Origin of the sequence: Woronichinia naegeliana WA131 (assembly GCA_025370055.1) — a bacterium.
In the GTDB taxonomy this organism is placed as follows: Bacteria; Cyanobacteriota; Cyanobacteriia; order Cyanobacteriales; family Microcystaceae; genus Woronichinia; species Woronichinia naegeliana.
In genome coordinates this window covers 7,313,326-7,332,506 of sequence record CP073041.1, presented here as the reverse complement: position 1 = coordinate 7,332,506, position 19,181 = coordinate 7,313,326, and the positions used below count along the sequence as shown (strand labels likewise).

Here is a 19,181-nt window from a genome sequence, read left to right as displayed (position 1 = left end):
TCCTTATATTAATCGTATAGTTTTTTCATACTAATCGTATTAAGAAAACATCTCTTAACTCTAGTAATGCTGATAAAGGGCCAATTCTTTTTTTCCGCTAGAAGATGTAGTGGCTCCGCTTCAAAAATTGTTTCATCACCAGCGATTAAATCTAAAATCTGACGATGTAAAACAAAGTAACCGCCATTAATCCAGCCATCACTAGTTTGTGGTTTCTCCTTAAAAGTCCCCACTAACTGGTCTTGAATAACCATTTCTCCAAAACGTGAGGGTGGACGGACTGCTGTAACCGTTGCCAATTTTCCGTGACTTTTGTGATAGTTGACCAAAGCTTGAATGTCAATATTAGCCACGCCATCACAGCAATTCCAAATTTAAACGGTAACATAGGATACAGACACGATCTTGTTTTTATGGATGTAAGAGACATTAACCTAGTCTCTGAGTTTTTTTCTTGCTGTAAAATTTTCGTTGATTACATCTGACGCGAGCTCGAAAGCCCTATCGTACCGTTTCACCAGCAATTCTAAATTTGCGCTGTAGCAAGGGTTTCAGATTTTAGTTCGCATAATACGGAGTAAAATTCAACGAGATTAACAAGCTTATTTTACGAGTCTTCAGATTTCTAGTCATGGTAGCACATCCATGTTACCCCGAAACCCTCCTTTAAAATGTTCTTTAAATCTCTAAAAGGCTTGCTGTGTCTAAAACTGAGAATTGCTGCCGTTTCACAGGATAATCTATCAACGAATTATTTACAGGTAGGTTTTTCTCATGGTGACCCTTATCTAGTTTTGTAATTGTTTTATTGCCTAATTCCAACAAAATAAGTAGTTGTACAAAATTAATTACACAAAAATCAGACTGAAAAGCTTGTATAACATCAAAGTCATGTGTAAATAATTTCGTCTCATTACTTATCACTGTGATTCCAGTCATAATTTATAAAATAATCTCGAACTTGTTCTACTTTATAACCCAAACAGAGCATAAAGTCTGTAAACCCGTAATGAGCATAGGTTTTCATAATGTGCTAAATCATCGGGCGATCACCGACAGTAATCATCGGTTTAGGACGAAACTCCGTTTCCTCTCGCAGGCGAGTTCCTTTGCCACCACATAGAATTGCAACAGGAATAGTCATAATGGTTTGGAAAAGTCTAGAAAATTTAAATAAGATTTAGAGAAAAGCACTATTACTAAAGAGATGAATTAACTACCAAGGCAATGCCTTCAGAGATTCCATAATAGAACTTTATCATCAAGAAGCAAGGGAATTGATTGCCTTAGTTCTGGTTAGATATAACTCAACAACAATAATACCTAAAATAGTGATAACTACGCTTATGATAGAGCCTATAGCTCCCCAAATAAAAATTAAAACGGCGATCGCGATCATCAAAGCCGAGTAGGTCAAGGTCACTTGAGCATGGCTCCAGCCCGATTGTTGTAAACGCTGAAAAATGTGGGTGCGATGGGCCTGAAAAATATTTTCGCGGCGGGTTAACCGCACCACCAATGTATAAATGGTGTCTGCCGTAATCGGTAAAGTAATGGCTAAACTTGACCAGGCTAACGTAGGATCCTGTACCTGAATTAAGGCGATCGCCATAACAGCCCCTAAAACAGTACTGCCTACGTCCCCCATAAAAATCTTTGCAGGCGACCAATTCCAATAAAGAAATCCTAACAAGGAGGCAATGAGTAACCACCAAAGCGGTTGTTGTAAATACAGGGCAATAAAACTGAGTTGTAGAACCGTGATCGTGGTAATAAACCCGTCTAACCCATCCATAAAATTATAAAAATTGACTAAGGCCGTAAAACCAATCGCTGTGAAGGCGATCACCAGAATTTCTCCACTTAATCCTAAATTACTGAGCCAAGGTTGAGGAAAACTGCCATAGTGAACAACAGCTATTAACGCCGTTCCTAACTGGACTAGATAGCGGATACTTGATGGTAAATTGTAGCGATCATCAAGAAATCCAATAATCGCCAAAGGAAGTAGGATTAACGGTAAAAATAAGTCTGCGGGAAAATTGAATTGAGGAATAATCGCGGTGAATAATAACGCAACTAAAAAAGCAATAATGAATCCCAAACCCCCACCCCTCGGTGTTGGTTGAGTATGGGAACTACGTTCATTGGGAATGTCTATCAAACTTTGATGAAGCGCGTAATAGCGAACCCCGCCAGTAACAAGTAACGACAAACTGAAGGTTAGTATTGGTAGAAATAATAAATTGAAAGTCATTGTGATTTAAACCAGTCCGCCGTTATTTTTAAACCTTGATCAACCGTATAGGGAGGTGTCCAGTCCAATATTTGCCGAATTTTACGACTATCCACTTGCAGTGAACCTAAAAGGCGATCAGCAACTTCTTCTTTTTTGATTATTTTTGCCGCTAAACGTAATAATAAAGGTGGAAAAGGCAAAAGTAAGGGTCGTTTCCCCATAGCATTTCCCATACGAAAAATTAACTCTGATGTAGAAAGATCTTCACCATCACTGACAATAAATGTTTGATTTTTGGCACGGTCATCTTCAATACACTTAATGATCGCATCTACCAAATTACCAACATAGAGTAAACTACGGGAATTAACTATTGATCCCAACGGTAGGGGTAATTTTTTTGTTACCAAAGCGAATAATCGCTCCATGTTTCCTGGATTGTTTGGCCCATAAACCAAAGTAGGGCGCAGGATTGTCCAGTTCATTTGAGTCTTTTGGCATAACTCAACCAAAGCAGTCTCTGCATTTAATTTACTGCGACCATAGGGAGTATCAGGCTGACAAGGACTTTCTTCAGAAATAATCGTATCACTTAACGTAGCCATCGCTCCTATTGAGCTTATAAAAATAAAATGTTTGACACCAGCAGCGATCGCTTGTTTTGCTAAGTTTTTTGTTCCTTCGCAATTAATTCGTAGAAATTCGGCTTCTGGATTAATTGATTGATCATTTAACTGATGAGCACGAGCGGCTAAATGAATAACGGTATCAACTCTTTTCAACTTATCTAACCAATTAATTGTTTCATTAATCTCTCCCACATTAATAATTTTATGATTGTGACTTAGTTCATTAATTGGATGGCGACGAATAGCTAATATAAGTTGCAAATTTTGCTTGTGTAATGCTGGTAGCAAATGACGACCAATAAATCCAGTTGCACCAGTCATCAAGATTAATTTAGTAGGCGAATCGATAAAGTCACCATTCATCATTTTTTATTATTAAATGTCTATATTTCTGATAAAAATTGCCACAAGTATAGCTAGTTGGCATAATAACTAAAGCGACAAAAGTCATCATAAAAATGGTTAATCCGTTAGGAATATTATCTTCACCTCCACGCCAAATTTCTTCTTGAAAACTGGGCATATATCTGATAGAAACTCTGATAGTTTCTATCAAGAAGGCTAGCGATAAAAAAGAAAAAGAAGTTATTAAAAATAGTAGAGTATGATTAAAATATACCAAAAGTAAGAATAAAATACAATAAATAATAACAAATATCATTAGTATCTTACTTCTTAAGGGAGAACTACGAGGATGCTTTTTGGTGGTTAGATATCTACCTCTGCCATATTTAAAATACTGAATACAAAGTTTTTTCCAGTCACTTCTGGGATTATACCAAACTTTTATATCTGAACTAATATAAATTGCTTTTTCAAAAAATTCTAATAATTTTAGATTTAATTCTGCGTCTTGATTTGTGATTTGAGTAGTGTCAAATAATTCTTTTTTAGTGCTATTATATACAATTTTTTGCAATGCGTCCGTTAAAAAACACCCTAAATAGACAGTATCAGCGTAACCATTGTAATCTGGATCATGATATTTTGCTGTTCCTGCTAAAAAACTACGAAATGCCAGAGCAACTCCCCCCTGAAAGGCATTTCTAGCCATATGACGCTGAGAACCACCCACATTCCAAGCTTGAGAAGATTCTAATGCTTCTATACACTTTTGAATATAATCGGGGGCATATTCAGAATGAGCGTCTGCTCTTAAAAATATATCTCCTTGAGAATGTTTAAATATAAGATTTAAACCAGCCGATTGAGTTTTTAAAGAGTTTTCTAATAGTTTAACCCTAGAATCTCCAAAAGCGATTTTCTTGACAATTTCCTGAGTACCATCATTACTGCCACCATCTGCAACAATTATCTCTAATAGGCTAGGATGATTTTGCTTTAAAAAGCCTTTAATAACGGATTCAATATAGTTGGCTTCGTTATAGGCAGGAATGGCGATCGTTACCATCAGGTTATTTGTCATAAATATTATTTAAATTAGCCTAATATGCTCATAAACATTAATACACAAACAGATGGAACTGGTATCGTCTGATCAAAGTTGGAAAAAGTTATGGTGTAAGGCTTTGAGAAAATAGAAAAATAGTTTAAGACTAGACATCGGCCCGTTTTTATTATACTATTATTATTGTCATTATATCAAAGAAAAAGGAAACAGAAAACAATGTCAATATTAAAGAAAAGCTCTATGAAAATCCTGAATGATGTTGGCTTGTGCCAAGAGAAAGAGGATGTCTTATTCAAGAAAAACTGTCCTCATTGCTATAGTGAAAATGTAAAAATACATTCTCATTATCAAACGAAAGGTAACGGGGAACGTAAAATGTTCATTTGTCAAGAATGTAGTTCTTGTTTTGCTGAGACTTATGGTAGCGTAATCGCTGGCTTAGAAACCCCATTAAGTGAAATTGTAAAAGTATTAAAAGCCAGAATGGAAGGAATAGGATTGAATGCAGCAGCCCGAGTATTCGGCTACGCGAAAACAACAATATTGAATTGGGAAAAGAAATTATCAGGATTACAAGAGACATTATTTTTATACGCCTTAGTGAATGAATTTGTTAAATTAGTAATAGAAGGGGATGAACTATACACAAAAGTTGGAAAAAATAAAGAAGCAAGTGCCTCTGAGGGGTGGACAATCGTGCTCATGGACAGGGCTAGCCGCTTTATTTGGCATTTAAAATGTGGTCGAAAAGAGCAGAAATTATTTCTAGAAGCAATGATGACGGTAGCGGAATTATTTGAAAGGAGTGCAGAATCTCTCCAGTTATTTACAGATGGAGAAAAGCGATATAGTCAACTGCTATTTAATATTTGTCACGAAGTATTAAGGACTGGAAAGCGAGGTCGTCCCACCAAAGTATTACCGAAGGGTCTTGTAGTAAGACTAAAAAATAAGAGTAGTAAACGTCGAGATTCTGAGGGTAAACTAAAGAAAGTAGAAACTCCGAAACCAGAACATCCAGAGACAACAGAAAAACCAGAAGAAAAGGACATCCATGCCAACCACGTTGAGGCATTTAATAGTGCTATCCGACGCTATTTATCTGCCTTTCGTCGTCGTACAAATACTTATGCTAAATCTGTTGTGGGATTACAGCGAGTCCTAGATATTTTCTGGATGGTTCATAACTTTGTTCGCAGCCATTTTACTACTAGAGAAGTTCCTGCTGTAGCTCTCGGTATAATTGAAAAAGGGTTAACTTGGGAGGACTTACTCCAAATTCGCCTGATTTTTTGAACCTCGCGTATTGCAACGTTTGTAGCTTCTAGCTAGACGATACCAGTGCCAAACAGATTAATACCTTACTTCTACATTTAATTGACTGGTCAACTACGGTAACTTTTAGATCTGTAAATTACCACAAATTTGATGCAACTCAATGATGGTGCGACCCGTTTGGCTTAAACCCATACACAGAAAGCGTTTAAACGCAATCTGAAACAGGGGAACAGCCAGCAAGGTTCACAAACTACCGAGTAATTTAGGTAGAAATAACCGAACCTTGACAACTCAATCAACCTGCTGGTGGATTAGAAACCAAGACCTAAGCCTCACAGGCAACAAAACAGGTCAGGGGAACTAAGGAGCCCAGCCCACTGAGGTATACAGTGTGACTCCACTCCTACAGGCGCAAAAGGATGACCACCCAAGGGTCTGAAGCTAAGAGAAAAGCCAGAATCGGTTAGCTGTTAGACCGAGAAATGGCAGGGAATGATACATGGTTAACGAAAGTGAACTGCTTCCGAGTCGTAAGTTGCAATGGCGAAAACATAACAGATGATACGCCAAGCCAAAAGGCATGATTCTAGGATTAGACTGCGTCGTTGTCTAATTAAACATACCCAAATAGAATCCGACTTAAGGGCAGAACCTAAATATCATATAAGGTCGATTGGGAACGGGATAACCCTCTAACGTCTCTTAGAAAGGTCGATTTTCTAAGTAGTTAGTCCGCGCAAGACGTTAAAGGGAGGGATTCTCCAAGAAGCAAAGGCTTTCTTGTAACGAGAAAGATAAGCTGACGTGGAGAGGCTTCTAAAGAGTAAATTATTGGAGTAAGTAGAAATGACTAATGCCATTAGTAGTAATACTAAGAGGAAAGTAAAGTACCCTGAATCTACACATTGGTCAGAAATCAACTGGCGCAAGGTGGAAAGGAAGGTATACAAACTACAGAAACGTATTTACAAAGCCACTCAAGAAGGAAACCACAGAACAGCTAAATCTCTACAAAAAACCCTGCTCAATTCTTGGTCAGCCAAAGCTCTCGCCGTCAAAAAGGTAACACAAGAGAATAGAGGGAAGAAAACGGCAGGAGTAGATGGAATAAAACAACTAACTCCGAGCCAACGCCTAAAACTGGTCAACGAACTCAAATTAAAAAGTAAGTCAAAACCAGTTAAAAGGGTTTGGATACCTAAGCCAAACAAGGACGAAAAACGACCTCTAGGAATACCCACAATAGAGGAGAGAGCAAGGCAAGCACTTGTAAAAATGGCACTAGAGCCTGAATGGGAATCTAAATTCGAGCCAAACAGCTTCGGCTTTAGACCAGCAAAAAGTACCCACGACGCTTGTGGCATGGTGTTTAGCGCACTATCCAAAAGTGAAGAAAAATGGGTGCTAGATGCCGACATTAGTGGATGTTTCGACAACATCGACCATCAGTACTTACTTGACAAGGTGAACGCCACCCCAAAAATCAGAAGACAGATAAAAGCATGGCTAAAATCTGGAGCAATAGATTTTTATGGGATAAAGGACAATAAAGGATTCTCCCCTACATCCAAAGGCACACCGCAAGGTGGAATAATATCACCCCTGTTAGCAAACATAGCCTTACACGGACTGGAAACAGACCTCAAGGAATGGCTATGGAGCGAAAAGAAATACAGGAAGAAATATTACAACATCTGCACAAACTCTATGCACAGTCTAAGTCAGCAACAAACCAAAGCTACACTAACAGTAGTAAGATACGCTGATGATTTCGTGGTAATACACGAAGACAAGGACATCATAGAAGAATGTCAAGAGGTTATCCAGAAATTTCTGACCCCCATTGGTCTTACACTCAGAGAAGACAAAACCAGTATCAAAAGCAGCAGAGAAGGATTCGACTTTCTCGGATTCAACTTCAAGCAATACAAAACTGGATTATACAGAAGCAACAAGCTATCCAATGGCAAGCCAACAGGATACACAACGCTCATCAAACCTTCTCGTAAGGCAATCAAGGAACACTATGGAAGACTAGCGGAGATCATCGACCATTGCAAGTCAGCCCCACAAGAAGTCCTTATCAAAAGACTAAACCCAATCATCAAAGGATGGGCGAACTATTACCGATTCGCCAATTCCAAAGAAACATTTGGGAAATTAGACCATCTACTATTCTGGAAACTCAGAAAATGGGCTAGAAGAAGACATCCTCAAAAACCAAGAGGATGGGTGGATAATAAGTATTTCCACACGATGGATACTAATAAGGACAGAAAATGGGAATTTTCTGACAACAATACCACCCTACACGCTCATTCGGACACCAAAATCGAAAGGCACATAAGGGTAAAAGGTCACGCAAGTATCTATGATGGAAACGAGGCATATTGGGCAAACAGGGTGAAACACCATCCAACCATACGCCCAAGAGTACTGAAACTAATGAGCAGACAAAAAGGAGTGTGTCCATACTGTCACAATCCATTCAGGATTGACGACAAATGGGAGATAGACCACATTGTCCCCACTTATAAAGGCGGCAAGGATTATTATTATAATCTCCAGCTACTCCATCTGGATTGCCATGACAAGAAAACAAGGATTGATATGAAGGAAGAAACCTGTAGGGAAAACAAAGTTCAACGGTAAACCATCTGGCAAACCGAAAGGGATTAGAAGTCAGGAGCGTAGTGAGGTGAAAGTCTCATGCTACGTTCTGAAGCCGAGTGCAAGTGGTGACACATGTGCTTAGGGCAACTTCTATTTATATTTTTTCTAAGTATAATGCTACCTGCATACACCGCCACAGCTCATCACCTCGAACAGTTGCCGAAGTAACATCATACTTATGTAACTTGCTTACCAAATCAGAGCCAAAAGGAAAAATTGCTAGTGGCAAACCCCATTTAGAATATCCCAAGACACCTTGAATTGCCTTTATAGTAAAGTATTTTTCGATTAGTTTAAAATTTTGCTGAGAAAAAGGATATTCCCAGTCACTATCGATTTGAAAAGGACGATATAGTCTCCGTGCAATCCATATCGGAAGAGATGTCTCCATTGGATCAAAACTAATAACTTTTCCTCCATGATTGAGACGTTCGTGTAGCAGTGATAAGAAAGCATCAAAGTATTTAAAATGATGCATCACCCCATAAGCATAAATGATATCAAAAGATTCATAAGGAAAATCAGATTGCAGAAAATCGAAAGCTACTGCCTGTGCGTGTGGCAAGTTGTTAAGTAACAATTTTTCATTCAATTGGGTGATAGCTGGTTGACTTAAATCCATCCCCAAGTAAAAACCACAGTTTTTTGCAATATCAATACTCAAGTCATTTCCAGAATGGCATCCCAAATCTAGTACCCGCTTGCCTTCAAGATTACCCAGCCAATATAAATGACGTGCACGAATTAATTCTGTGATCCCTAAATTTTCTCTAACTTTATATAAATTTCTCCTTGTTTTATCCCATAATTGGTTCACTATGCCAATTTCTTCATATCGGCTACCTTGTTTTTGTTCATAAAATTTTTTTTGTTGCTCATTAATTTGCAACATTTCTTTTTGTTCTTGATTTGTATTATTACCATTCATTGTTTTTACTCCATCAATGTTTTTTGAGTATCTATAATCAGAAAGTTGATTCTAACAAGTCAAGAACGATCTTGACTCAAAGAGCTTCTAATAACGGATTCAATATAGTTGACTCTAACATAGCACGATAATCGCACGCTAACACAACTTAATAGCCTCGGACAGAGGAAACTATTGTTTATAAAAGAGTTGAGAAATTGCCCAAGTATTTCGCTCTGTACGAATGACGGTAGGTTTGTGAATGTTTTGCTACAAACAAAAAAATCTGAAAGGCTTTGCCAGTCTATAGCTCACGCCAATCCAATTTCATGCGATTACTCTGTTAAGTGGCAGGCTTATGGCTTTACCAATTTCGACAATTTACGTATGAGGATTCTTGCCGCTTTCTTTGATTCGTTTTATTTATAACCATGATTCCCAGAGAGCCAGAAAGTTAAGGGAAGAAATAGACTTATCAGAATGCGAAAAGTGATCGGTATAGTCTATACAATGAATAAAAAGCCCATCCTGCTTTAGAATTCGTTTTCCTTCTTTTAGGATTTCTTTAATCATCTCTGGTGGAATATGCTCTAATACGGTATAAGAAGTATGAAAATCTATAGAGCTGTCTGGTAAATTCAGACGAGACCCATCACTAGGAGCAAAATATTCAATATTGAGAAATTCGAGTAAGTTCTTTATTTGATACGGAGGCTTAACGAATTCAAGAAGAGCATCAAGACGATTATTAAAAATGCGATTTGCAAATAAACTCTCAATTTCCGATTTGTTTTTAGTAATGTAATCTAAATCTTCTCTGACGAGCTCTTCTTTTAAGTAAGGATTTAAATCTACGGTGAAAACTTTTTTTGCACCTAATATACTGCGAACGGGTAAAAACTGAACTTTTTCCAAATCGGCTAGAATGAAGCACACGCAGGGCTTCTGACAGTATCCAGAAAGTTAAGCTCTAAGCCGTTCGCAGTATAACCAAAAAGCTAAAATTGTGTTGATTCGTCTTCCTGTTCCCAATTCTAAAAAAGTCGCTCCGATAGGAGAACGATTGCCTTTTTCAATTCGCTTAACAGTTTCAATTCCAGCAACTAAACGACTTGTCGGATTAAGTTTACTGTCTTTGAGAGAGCCAAAGTTTCTCTGAACCCAACTAGTAAATTCGGATAAGACAAAATACTTGGTAAAAGATCAACTAAGTTTTGTATTTTTGCTTTTAATTTCCAGTTCATAATAATATATTTATGATAAATACTTTTATTCAGAAAAACCTCGCTCTTTTTGTCCGAACAAAGAGTAAATTTGTTTTTTATCCAAAATTGTCTCTATAATTGTCCGAACAAGATAAGCTAATATGGCTGTGGGTATGGCATATACTGGATATACTAGTAAAATAAAATTTATACGAAATTTTGGATTAGAAGGATTTTTAATATCCATTAAATTGGAAATGCTCTCACAATAGCTTGATTGATGAGTATAAACAGATTTTCCAGTATTTTGTTTATCAACTTTAATAGATACTCCCGTATAAATATAAGGAGTATATGCAGCTTTGGCAAGGCGATGACTAAATTCATAGTCTGCTCCGTAATGGGGAAGCCACTTATCAGATATTACACCAACTTTCATGAGTGCCTCCACTGGAAACAACATACATCTTGTTGGCAAATAATCTACTTTAATAAGTAGGCCGTTGGGAATGTTCTCTATATCCACGCCCGCATAGGGATGCAATGTTGATGTTGCTAACCATGATTTAATTTGTACACCACTAGAAATTGCATGATCATTAGAAGTAGAAATAGCTCCCATTTGACAATTTCCTTGCTTCAATGCTTGTTCAAGCAACAGACTTACAATATCAGTGTCAAAAACAATATCAATATTTGATATTAAAATGTAGTCTTCAGGTTTAGCATTTTCAGCAATTAGCCTCAAGCCTCGATTAACAGTAGCACTCCAAAATTCATCGTTTTGTCCACAAACTTCGACAATTTCATAGTCCCTTAATTTTTTTTCTTGCTTGATAATCTTTGAAGTTTTATCACCAGGATTTGCGTTAATAATAATCAACTGAAAAGGTCTATATTTAATGAAGTTACATGACTCTAAATATTTGGTAACCTTTTCAGGCTCGCAGTAAGTAGGTACACAAACAATAACTTTCTTGTTCATTTCCATAAGTAGAAGTTAATGCTTTTAATCTTTCTTGGGTTAATTCCCCGCTGCTTGCAGCGAAAAATTTAAAGTTGCAATGGAAACCGTCGGTTTACGAGCAAAACATCTTCCATACCCCGTCTGCTTGCAGCGGGGTAGTTCATTTAATTCGTATTTCTAAAAAAAATCACATTAAGTTGAAGAGTTCGACCATCTAGTGGATCGGTAAAACCTGGCTGAATTGCCCATACAGTGAAACCATTATCCTCAATTCGTTTCAACAATTCTTTCCAAAGATACTGAGATTCATACAAGGAAACCAATGAAAGTTCGCACAAAATACCTCGAAAAGAGGATAAACTATTTTCACAGCCATTTAAAACTTGCCACTCAAATCCCTGAGTATCAATTTTCAGAAAAGGGTTCTGAGAACATTCTAAGTAAGGGGAGGCAATTGAGTCTATCCTACAAATATTTACTTTTTCCTTGCCGATGGTTTGGCTTCTTGGTTCAGCATTTAAATGTAATTGGCTTATCTTTAATATTGAACTGGAGACAGAGTAGTTAGAAACATTAATCTCTACATCTCCATCATAGTCCCCAATAGCACAACGTTGATAGACTTCCCACATATTATCTCTCTTAGAAAGCGATAACATCTTAGAATGAGCTGATAAGAGAGGTTCAAAACTTAATATTTTTTCTTGATACCCAAAATACCTGATAGCAGACGCAAACTGCCCTTCATTAGCTCCAATATCTAAAACCAAATCAATGTTAAACTTTTTAAGTCCGCAAACTAGTTGTAAATCAGGATTAGAACGAGGAGCTAGTTTATCAATTTCCAAGTTGATAAGATTAAAAGCTCTTTTAAAAGCACGAATTAAAGTAAATTTAGGAGAGAGTGAAGACATTTTATTAATTTTTTCTCATTTAAAATTGAAAAGTTCTTGAAGCTTGACAAGCCTTAAGGACTTAGGCGGCTAATACGAAATATACTAAGACTAGTTTATCTTGAAGATTCTGGTTCTTATTATTTAAAGACAAGTTAGAAAAAATAATTTATTTGCTATACCCAAATAGCTAAATAACGTGATCATCCAGAATGGAATTTCTGATATTGATTACGGTGCTTAGCATCGAACACAACAAAAACTAGCAAGAGAAAAAAACCTCTTGTTAATTCATTATCAAAAAAAACCATTCCTTTCACATTGGCTATGAAAAACATAATTAATGTACTCAAAATAACTCCCTTGATTTTTATCGCTTTTGACTCAAGTAAAACTCTTATAAAGAACCAAGCGAAAGTTCCATAGAGTAACAAGGAATATAATATTCCTCCAAAATAAAAATAATTGACATAACCAATATCACTTCTTGTAGTATAAGCATTTTCGTTGTTGAACAAATACATACCATCTCCAAACAAGAAATTTTGTGGAATGTAGTCCTCGTTACTGAATCCTTGTAAATACCGAACTTCCTCAAAGTTAAGTGTAAATGCTAGAGTAAATTGCTCTATTCCTGCTAAAAGCCAATCGATTGTAGAAGAATTAAAGTAATTGATAATGAGAGCATATAGAGGATTTAACAAAACTAATATGGCAAACATTAATTTTACTCGCTTAATAGTAAGCCCTACATTAAAAGGTTTAATCAAAAATAGAGATAGGAAAAAACACGGTATTGCAATTAGACCAACTCTTGCATTAAGCATGATTGGAATTATAGCTATGGCAGCACAAATTAAATAAATTATTTTTTTTGACTTTTCACGAGTACAAATTAAAGACCACAGAGACAATGACATAACAAAACCATTGAATAATGGATAAGAAAAAGCATAACCTGACGCGATACCGTATCCACGCCTATTATAAAAGAAGGTTGCTTCATCTGCCATGACAGCTGGTGGTTTTAGGAGTTGAAAATTAAAGAAGTCTCTTAGGCTAGGATTCAAGAGTGAAATAAAAACTATGACAAATTGAATAAAAATTATTACGAAAAAAGAAGTAATTAAATTTTCCAAATTAGTTCCATTCATTTTTTTATTTGAAAAATCAAAAAGATGATACAAAGCAACAGAAGATACCAATGCTCCAAAATAAAACCTGGCAATAATAATAGGATATCGAATGCTAAATTTAACCTGATTATTTGAACCTCCATAAATGTCCAAAAATAGAGCTAATAAAAATAGGGCCAATAATAAAAACTGAAATGTAACAATTATTTTATTTTTGAATAAAAATCGAGTAATTGATTTTGGATTTTTAGATAAAGCGTATAAGAGTATAGTTGATGGAGGAAGAATTAATCCCAATCCTTGAAAAGGAAGAAAACTAAACTCTGGAGCATAAATATACAAAAATAATAGTAATATTAGGGCTGGATCAGAAACAAAGTATGACAACTTCTTTATTTTTAGGAAATTTTTAATTTTCATGTAAGAGGAGAATTAATGAGTAGTCTTTAGAGACTGGACAGTGCGAAGTTATAGGAAAACTAACGAGTTTACTAGAGTTTCAGCCCCCAACACTCTTCAACTCTCCTCCAGACTCACAATCGCTGAAAGGCTTTCAAGGCAAGGCTTTTAGCCATTTTGCCAAAATGTCTGACAGAGAACTTCACACTCTCCAGTTTAGAGACTAAATTTCAGGAAAATCGGATTTTATCAAAAAAAACAGAAGTAATTGCTTATATTCTTATTTTAAGATTAGCTTCATAGTTAGAACTCCAAAGTTTAACAAGCTTTGGATCAAACTTTTCTTTCTTTAGTCTTGAATATCTTGCACTGGTATAAAAAGAAATTAAAAATTTATTATTAATAATTAAATTTTTTAAGAAAACAAAAAAGAATCCCTTTAATAAATCAAATAAAGAAATGATTAAATCATAAAAATTTCCGTTTAACTCACTACGTGCAATTTGTGAGAGCTGAAACTGTAATTTTAATCTCTTCAATGGTGAACGGCCAGAGGATAAACTTTGAGGAGTTGATTTCAAAACACAACAAAGAACATCTGGCAATACAGAAACATTACCCTTTGAGCAGAGGGTAATCCATAAGCGAATATCTTCAGCATATTGAGCTATTATGGAGCTAGCATCATAAAATATAGTCTCTCCATCAATTTGTCGTTTGAACATTACTGAGCTGTGATGAAAAACGCTATGGCCAAGTTTTAATTTTTTTCTACAACCCAAATTATCTTGAGGAGGATTAATAATAGAAAGTGCCATCCCAGCAGAAGCATCTAATTGTAGATAAGCAGAGCCAAGTAATACTACATCAGGATTTGATATAAAAAAATCTACTTGCTTTTGAAGTCGTTCTGGAAATGCTCGGTCATCTGAATCTAGACGCGCAATATATTCACCTCGAGCTAATTGGATTCCTCTATTTAAGGATTTGGCTAACCCTATATTTTTGTGATAAAAGTATTTTATACGATGGTCATTTTGATAAGACTGAACAATAGACTCTGTTAAGTCAGTAGAACCGTCATTAATAATAACAAATTCCCAGTTTTTATAAGTTTGATTTAATATACTTTGAATAGCATCTTCTAAATATTTCTCACCGTTGAAAACGGACATTACGATACTAATTAAAGGCTGGGTGTTAATTTTATTGTTCATCTACTTTAAATATTCTCCATTCACTTAAAAAATTTTATTTACGACTTTAGAAGATTGAATTTTTTGTTATCTTGATTAATAACAACAAAATGTTATTTAGTCACTAACCATACAGGCAAAGATTATAGCAAAAATATACATTGAAATTTTGACAAGTACCACAAATATAGACTGGATTTTTTCTTTGTGTTATTTTCTTAAATTTAGAAGTTTTGAACGCCATTGAAATATTAATTTTATGGGTTTTCTCAGATTTTTTTTTTGGGCTATGATTATAGCTGCCAGAATAAATTTGTTAAAAACTGAAGGATTTAAAGAAACGGCTTCTGTCATTAATTCTTTAGAAGATTCAAATTGGTTATCAGCTAGGTAACGAGATGCTAGACTTCTCAATCTATAATGTATTTTCCCACTACTATCAACAAAACTTTTAAATGCCTCAATACCATCTCTTTCTAGGGGATCAAACCCTTGATTTTTTCTAGTAAGGGCACAGACGATTGCAAATTCCGATAACAAAGCTTGCTTTTTTGCTTTGCTGGGAATCTTTGTCACAGAATCCTCTATTCGTTCAGATTGATATAAAACTTCAGGAACAATCTCAAAACGGGTTATTGGAGCCATGCGTAACCAAAGGTCGTAATCTTGAGAAAACTCAAAAAACTCACGATAGCCTCCAACTCGCTCATAACAAGTACGCCGAAACATAATTTCACCATGTAAAAATATATTACCTCTTATTAATTGAGAAAATTGATCTGGATTAACTATTCGACGGATAAATACCCACTGATTTTGGACTATATTGAAATATTTAATATGACAACCGACAACTCCAACATCGGGATTCTTGATCAAAAGTTCAACTTGTCTCTCTATTCGCTGAGGTAAAGAAATATCACCAGAACCATGAATTGCTATTAATTCTCCTTGGGATAAAGAAATTGCATTACATAATGCACGAACAAACCCTTTATTGTCATGAGTAATTAGACGAACTCGTGGATCTTGATAAGCGGCAAGTTTCTCTAGCGTGTTATCGGTGGAGCCATCATTGACTAAAATAACTTCAATATTTGAGTATGTCTGATTGAGTAAGCTGTCAACAGAAGGTTGTACAGAATTAGAACGATTATAAAAACAGGAAATAACAGAAATAAGTGGTTGATTAACCATTTGAGAAGTATTTGATTTAGTTACTTTTTTAACTAAGATATTTACACTGAAAAAATAAACAAATAACTAGGGATTATTTATAAGAGTTATTTATCGAAAATGGAAAGTATAACTAGTTCTTGAACAAAGCAATGGCACCCAGTTGAGATAATTTTTTATCCAGTTGGTCATAGCCTCTTGAAATTTGCCAGGCATGGGTAATCGTAGTTGGAGTGTTTGCTATAAAACCTGCAATCATTAGTGCAGCTCCTGCTCTTAAATCTAAAGCTTTCACTTCAGTACCTTGAAGATTGTTGCCGCCTTGAATCAATAAAAGATTCTCTTTTATTTCATAGTTCATGCCCATTTTTGCCAATTCTTCTGCGTAAGTGTAACGTCCTGGAAATCGTAGATCAATAATTCTACTTTCTCCTTTTGCCATCGCTCCCAAAACAGCAAAAAGAGGCTGCATATCTGAATTAATACCAGGATATGGGCCTGTACTTATATCAATAGGATAGCATTTAGAACCCCTAACAATGAGACGATTTTCTGAGCGATAGAAACGAACTCCACTTTCTCGTAGATGAATAAGGGGAACTTCTAAATGTTCAAAGGGAAAATCGATGATTTCTACATCTCCATTCGTTATAGCTGAGCCGATGAGCCAGGTTAGAGCTTCAACATTATCGGCAATAATTTCATGGCTGTTTCCACCTAATTCGTTAACTCCTTCGACAAAGATACTCTCTTGTCCATGTACTTCTATTTTTGCTCCTAGAGATTGTAAAAACTTAATCAAATCGTGAATTTCGGGACGAATATGAGGGCCCCAAATACGGGTTGTACCTTCTGCCAAACACGAAGCAATAATACTATTTTCTGTCGCTCCTGTGGAACGGATTGGCAGAAAAATATCTGTTCCTTTAAGCTTTTTACGATTGGGAATTTCCGCACAAAGGTAACTATTTTCTTCCCACACTTTAGCACCGAGGGATTCCAATACCAGCACATGAATATCGTATTTTCGATCCCCCAATTGGCAACCTCCTGGTAGAGGAACCTTACCTTGACCCGTACGACTAACTAACGCGCCCAGAATTAGTAAAGTATTACGAATTGAACGCTTATTCCACGATAATTCTGAGGGAGGAGTGCTCAATTCTGTAATTTCTATTTCATTTGCATTGATTAAACTACATTTTTTACCTAATGCTTCAAGCATCTCGACGTGAAGACAAGCATCGAGCAGGGTACTAGGATAGTTTTTGAGTCGAACAGGAGCTGATGTTAATAGAGAAGCTGCTAAAAGGCGAAGAGAAGAATTTTTGGCCCCACTGACTTTTACTTCGCCTATTAAACGGGAAGGATAAATAACAAGCTGATTTAGAGTTTCCATTATTCTTTTAAGGTAGGAAGCGAACTTCAGGTTCTAGCTTGATTCCAATTTTACTTTCAACGGTGCTTTGAATATGGATGATTAGCTGTCGAATATCCTCGGCTGTCGCGCTACCTAAATTTTCGATCCAGTTTGCATGGACTGGGCTAACTCTTGCTCCACCAACTTGAACACCCTTTAAACCAGCTTGTTCAATATACCAGCCGGCTCCATGGCTTCCTGAAGGCGACTTAAAAGTACTGCCAGCAGTAAGCTTATCTAGCGGTTGTTTTCGCTTACGTTCAGCAAGATGTGCAAAAGTATTATTCTTGATCTCATAAGGATTGCCTTCTTCTGTTAAAGAAAAGCGAGCTTGCAAAATTAATCGTTTACCATTCAGCAAATCAGTATAACGATAACTAGCTTGAACATCTTTCATTGTTAGGGTTTCAATACTGCCATCTAGATTTATTACATCAAAATCCTTAACTGTTTCTGCTATTTCACGAGGGCGAAAAACCGTTAACCCCGCATTCATGGCGATCGCCCCACCGACTGTACCAGGAATACCAATCAGAAACTCGAACCCAGAAAAACCTTCTTTCGCTGCAAACTTGGAAAGATGAGGTAAAAATACGCCACTGCCTGCAATGATATTATCGCCTTCACGTCTTAACTCAGTGAGAGAATTGCGAGTTAAGATGACTAAACCAGGCAGTCCGCCATCATCAATTAACACATTCGAACCACGACCGAGAAAATAAAGAGGAATGGATCTTTCTTGCGCCCATGCTACCAGCTCACGAATTTCACTCAACTTGGGTTCGGCTAACCATAGAGCTTCTCCTCCTACTTTCCATGTTGTATAGGAAGCCAATAAAACTTTTTCTTGCATGGGACAAAGCATATATAAAAACCGGAGTAATAATACAAATCTCATCTAAATTCATACTTTCTTATAAGGTACTCCTACTGCTATACTATTTTCAGGAACGTCACTTACCACGACACAATTAGCTCCGATAATGGCATTCTTACCAATTCTAACTTTCCCTATGATAACAGCACCTGAAAAGATTTTTACACCAGACTCAACATAGGGATATTCTTGTGGAGAATCTTCTTTGCCATGACTACCGAGGGTAACATTTTGCCAGATTTTAACATTCTCTTCTATAACAACATCTTCACCAATGACAATTCCGACAGGATGTGCGAATTGAACACTAGGATGAATAATTGCTTTTTCGGAAATATAACATCCATACTTTGCCTGTCGCTCACGAATCAATTTTGCAAGAAAATGATAACCCTGTACGCTGAAATACCTTGATAATTTGTAGTATCTGTGAATTTTTTGCTGGGGAGATGGAAATAATTGTCTAAGAAGTTTTTTAAAAAATTTTGTTGACATACGGCTTTTATTAGAAACTCAAAGTAAAAGTTCAGTTTTTTTACGAACTTTGCTTAGTAAGCATTTCGCCTCGTCAGGGGTGATTAAAAGGGCTATATCTTAACATATTTCTTCACACGGCATTTTTCTTCCGTACACTGAATCACACCCATTTAATCTTTCTTGGGTTAATTCCCCGCTGCTTACAGCGAAAAATTTAAAGTCGCAATGGAAACCGTCGGTTTGCGATCAAAACATCTTCCATACCCCGTCCGCTTGCGGCGGGGAAATTTTGATTAAG

At 36.3% G+C, this 19,181-nt stretch carries 16 protein-coding genes; 2 read left to right on the top strand and 14 right to left on the bottom strand.

What is annotated here, in order from left to right; translation table 11 throughout:
- Positions 1 to 8: 8 nt before the first annotated feature.
- From KA717_37240 to KA717_37225, 4 genes are all read right to left on the bottom strand, one after another.
- Positions 9 to 353, bottom strand: a complete 345-nt coding sequence (locus KA717_37240; protein UXE61001.1) for a hypothetical protein — start codon at positions 351 to 353, stop codon at positions 9 to 11.
- A 908-nt stretch (positions 354 to 1,261) separates the two neighbouring features.
- A complete protein-coding gene (locus tag KA717_37235; protein UXE61000.1) occupies positions 1,262 to 2,164 on the bottom strand; it encodes a glycosyltransferase family 4 protein in 903 nt (300 codons plus the stop codon).
- 89 nt (positions 2,165 to 2,253) lie between these two features.
- Entirely contained in the window at positions 2,254 to 3,234 is a 981-nt protein-coding gene (locus KA717_37230) for an NAD-dependent epimerase/dehydratase family protein (protein ID UXE60999.1), read from the bottom strand.
- Positions 3,221 to 4,279, bottom strand: a complete 1,059-nt coding sequence (locus KA717_37225) for a glycosyltransferase family 2 protein (protein UXE60998.1) — start codon at positions 4,277 to 4,279, stop codon at positions 3,221 to 3,223. The genes KA717_37230 and KA717_37225 overlap by 14 nt, the downstream gene beginning before the upstream one ends.
- Before the next feature lie 216 nt (positions 4,280 to 4,495).
- On the opposite strand from KA717_37225, the gene KA717_37220 reads away from it, so the two are divergent.
- Together KA717_37220 and ltrA are read left to right on the top strand one after the other, a co-directional pair.
- Complete coding sequence (locus tag KA717_37220) at positions 4,496 to 5,575, top strand: IS1 family transposase (GenBank protein UXE60997.1); 1,080 nt, start codon at positions 4,496 to 4,498, stop codon at positions 5,573 to 5,575.
- Between the two features lie 828 nt (positions 5,576 to 6,403).
- Positions 6,404 to 8,209 (top strand): group II intron reverse transcriptase/maturase, encoded by a 1,806-nt coding sequence (ltrA, locus tag KA717_37215; GenBank protein UXE60996.1) that lies wholly within the window; start codon positions 6,404 to 6,406, stop codon positions 8,207 to 8,209.
- Between the two features lie 115 nt (positions 8,210 to 8,324).
- On the opposite strand, the gene KA717_37210 is transcribed toward ltrA, so the two are convergent.
- From KA717_37210 to KA717_37165, 10 genes are all read right to left on the bottom strand, one after another.
- A complete protein-coding gene (locus KA717_37210; GenBank protein UXE60995.1) occupies positions 8,325 to 9,158 on the bottom strand; it encodes a class I SAM-dependent methyltransferase in 834 nt (277 codons plus the stop codon).
- A gap of 402 nt (positions 9,159 to 9,560) precedes the next feature.
- On the bottom strand, positions 9,561 to 10,052 hold the full coding sequence (locus tag KA717_37205; GenBank protein ID UXE60994.1) for a class I SAM-dependent methyltransferase: 492 nt from the start codon (positions 10,050 to 10,052) through the stop codon (positions 9,561 to 9,563).
- Between the two features lie 354 nt (positions 10,053 to 10,406).
- On the bottom strand, positions 10,407 to 11,333 hold the full coding sequence (locus KA717_37200; protein UXE60993.1) for a glycosyltransferase: 927 nt from the start codon (positions 11,331 to 11,333) through the stop codon (positions 10,407 to 10,409).
- Positions 11,334 to 11,473: 140 nt separating this feature from the next.
- Positions 11,474 to 12,223, bottom strand: coding sequence for an FkbM family methyltransferase (locus tag KA717_37195; protein ID UXE60992.1), 750 nt, complete (start codon positions 12,221 to 12,223; stop codon positions 11,474 to 11,476).
- Between the two features lie 182 nt (positions 12,224 to 12,405).
- Entirely contained in the window at positions 12,406 to 13,758 is a 1,353-nt protein-coding gene (locus KA717_37190) for a hypothetical protein (protein UXE60991.1), read from the bottom strand.
- 251 nt (positions 13,759 to 14,009) lie between these two features.
- A complete protein-coding gene (locus KA717_37185) occupies positions 14,010 to 14,954 on the bottom strand; it encodes a glycosyltransferase family 2 protein (protein UXE60990.1) in 945 nt (314 codons plus the stop codon).
- Between the two features lie 189 nt (positions 14,955 to 15,143).
- A complete protein-coding gene (locus tag KA717_37180) occupies positions 15,144 to 16,130 on the bottom strand; it encodes a glycosyltransferase (protein ID UXE60989.1) in 987 nt (328 codons plus the stop codon).
- Positions 16,131 to 16,242: 112 nt separating this feature from the next.
- The gene (locus tag KA717_37175) at positions 16,243 to 17,508 is read right to left on the bottom strand and encodes a UDP-N-acetylglucosamine 1-carboxyvinyltransferase (GenBank protein UXE60988.1); all 1,266 of its coding nucleotides are present in this window, start codon (positions 17,506 to 17,508) and stop codon (positions 16,243 to 16,245) included.
- 7 nt (positions 17,509 to 17,515) lie between these two features.
- Entirely contained in the window at positions 17,516 to 18,382 is an 867-nt protein-coding gene (murB, locus tag KA717_37170; GenBank protein ID UXE60987.1) for a UDP-N-acetylmuramate dehydrogenase, read from the bottom strand.
- Positions 18,383 to 18,433: 51 nt separating this feature from the next.
- On the bottom strand, positions 18,434 to 18,901 hold the full coding sequence (locus KA717_37165; GenBank protein UXE60986.1) for a serine acetyltransferase: 468 nt from the start codon (positions 18,899 to 18,901) through the stop codon (positions 18,434 to 18,436).
- Between the last annotated feature and the right edge of the window lie 280 nt (positions 18,902 to 19,181).

Excerpts from the sequence above, each read along its gene's own strand:
- KA717_37180 (UXE60989.1), bottom strand. The coding sequence starts at position 16,130 with ATGGTTAATCAACCACTTATTTCTGTTATTTCCTGTTTTTATAATCGT.
- KA717_37190 (UXE60991.1), bottom strand. The coding sequence starts at position 13,758 with ATGAAAATTAAAAATTTCCTAAAAATAAAGAAGTTGTCATACTTTGTT.
- KA717_37195 (UXE60992.1), bottom strand. The coding sequence starts at position 12,223 with ATGTCTTCACTCTCTCCTAAATTTACTTTAATTCGTGCTTTTAAAAGA.
- KA717_37225 (UXE60998.1), bottom strand. The coding sequence starts at position 4,279 with ATGGTAACGATCGCCATTCCTGCCTATAACGAAGCCAACTATATTGAA.
- KA717_37175 (UXE60988.1), bottom strand. The coding sequence starts at position 17,508 with ATGGAAACTCTAAATCAGCTTGTTATTTATCCTTCCCGTTTAATAGGC.
- KA717_37165 (UXE60986.1), bottom strand. The coding sequence starts at position 18,901 with ATGTCAACAAAATTTTTTAAAAAACTTCTTAGACAATTATTTCCATCT.
- KA717_37200 (UXE60993.1), bottom strand. The coding sequence starts at position 11,333 with ATGGAAATGAACAAGAAAGTTATTGTTTGTGTACCTACTTACTGCGAG.
- KA717_37220 (UXE60997.1), top strand. The coding sequence starts at position 4,496 with ATGTCAATATTAAAGAAAAGCTCTATGAAAATCCTGAATGATGTTGGC.
- KA717_37185 (UXE60990.1), bottom strand. The coding sequence starts at position 14,954 with ATGAACAATAAAATTAACACCCAGCCTTTAATTAGTATCGTAATGTCC.
- ltrA (UXE60996.1), top strand. The coding sequence starts at position 6,404 with ATGACTAATGCCATTAGTAGTAATACTAAGAGGAAAGTAAAGTACCCT.
- KA717_37210 (UXE60995.1), bottom strand. The coding sequence starts at position 9,158 with ATGAATGGTAATAATACAAATCAAGAACAAAAAGAAATGTTGCAAATT.
- murB (UXE60987.1), bottom strand. The coding sequence starts at position 18,382 with ATGCAAGAAAAAGTTTTATTGGCTTCCTATACAACATGGAAAGTAGGA.
- KA717_37230 (UXE60999.1), bottom strand. The coding sequence starts at position 3,234 with ATGATGAATGGTGACTTTATCGATTCGCCTACTAAATTAATCTTGATG.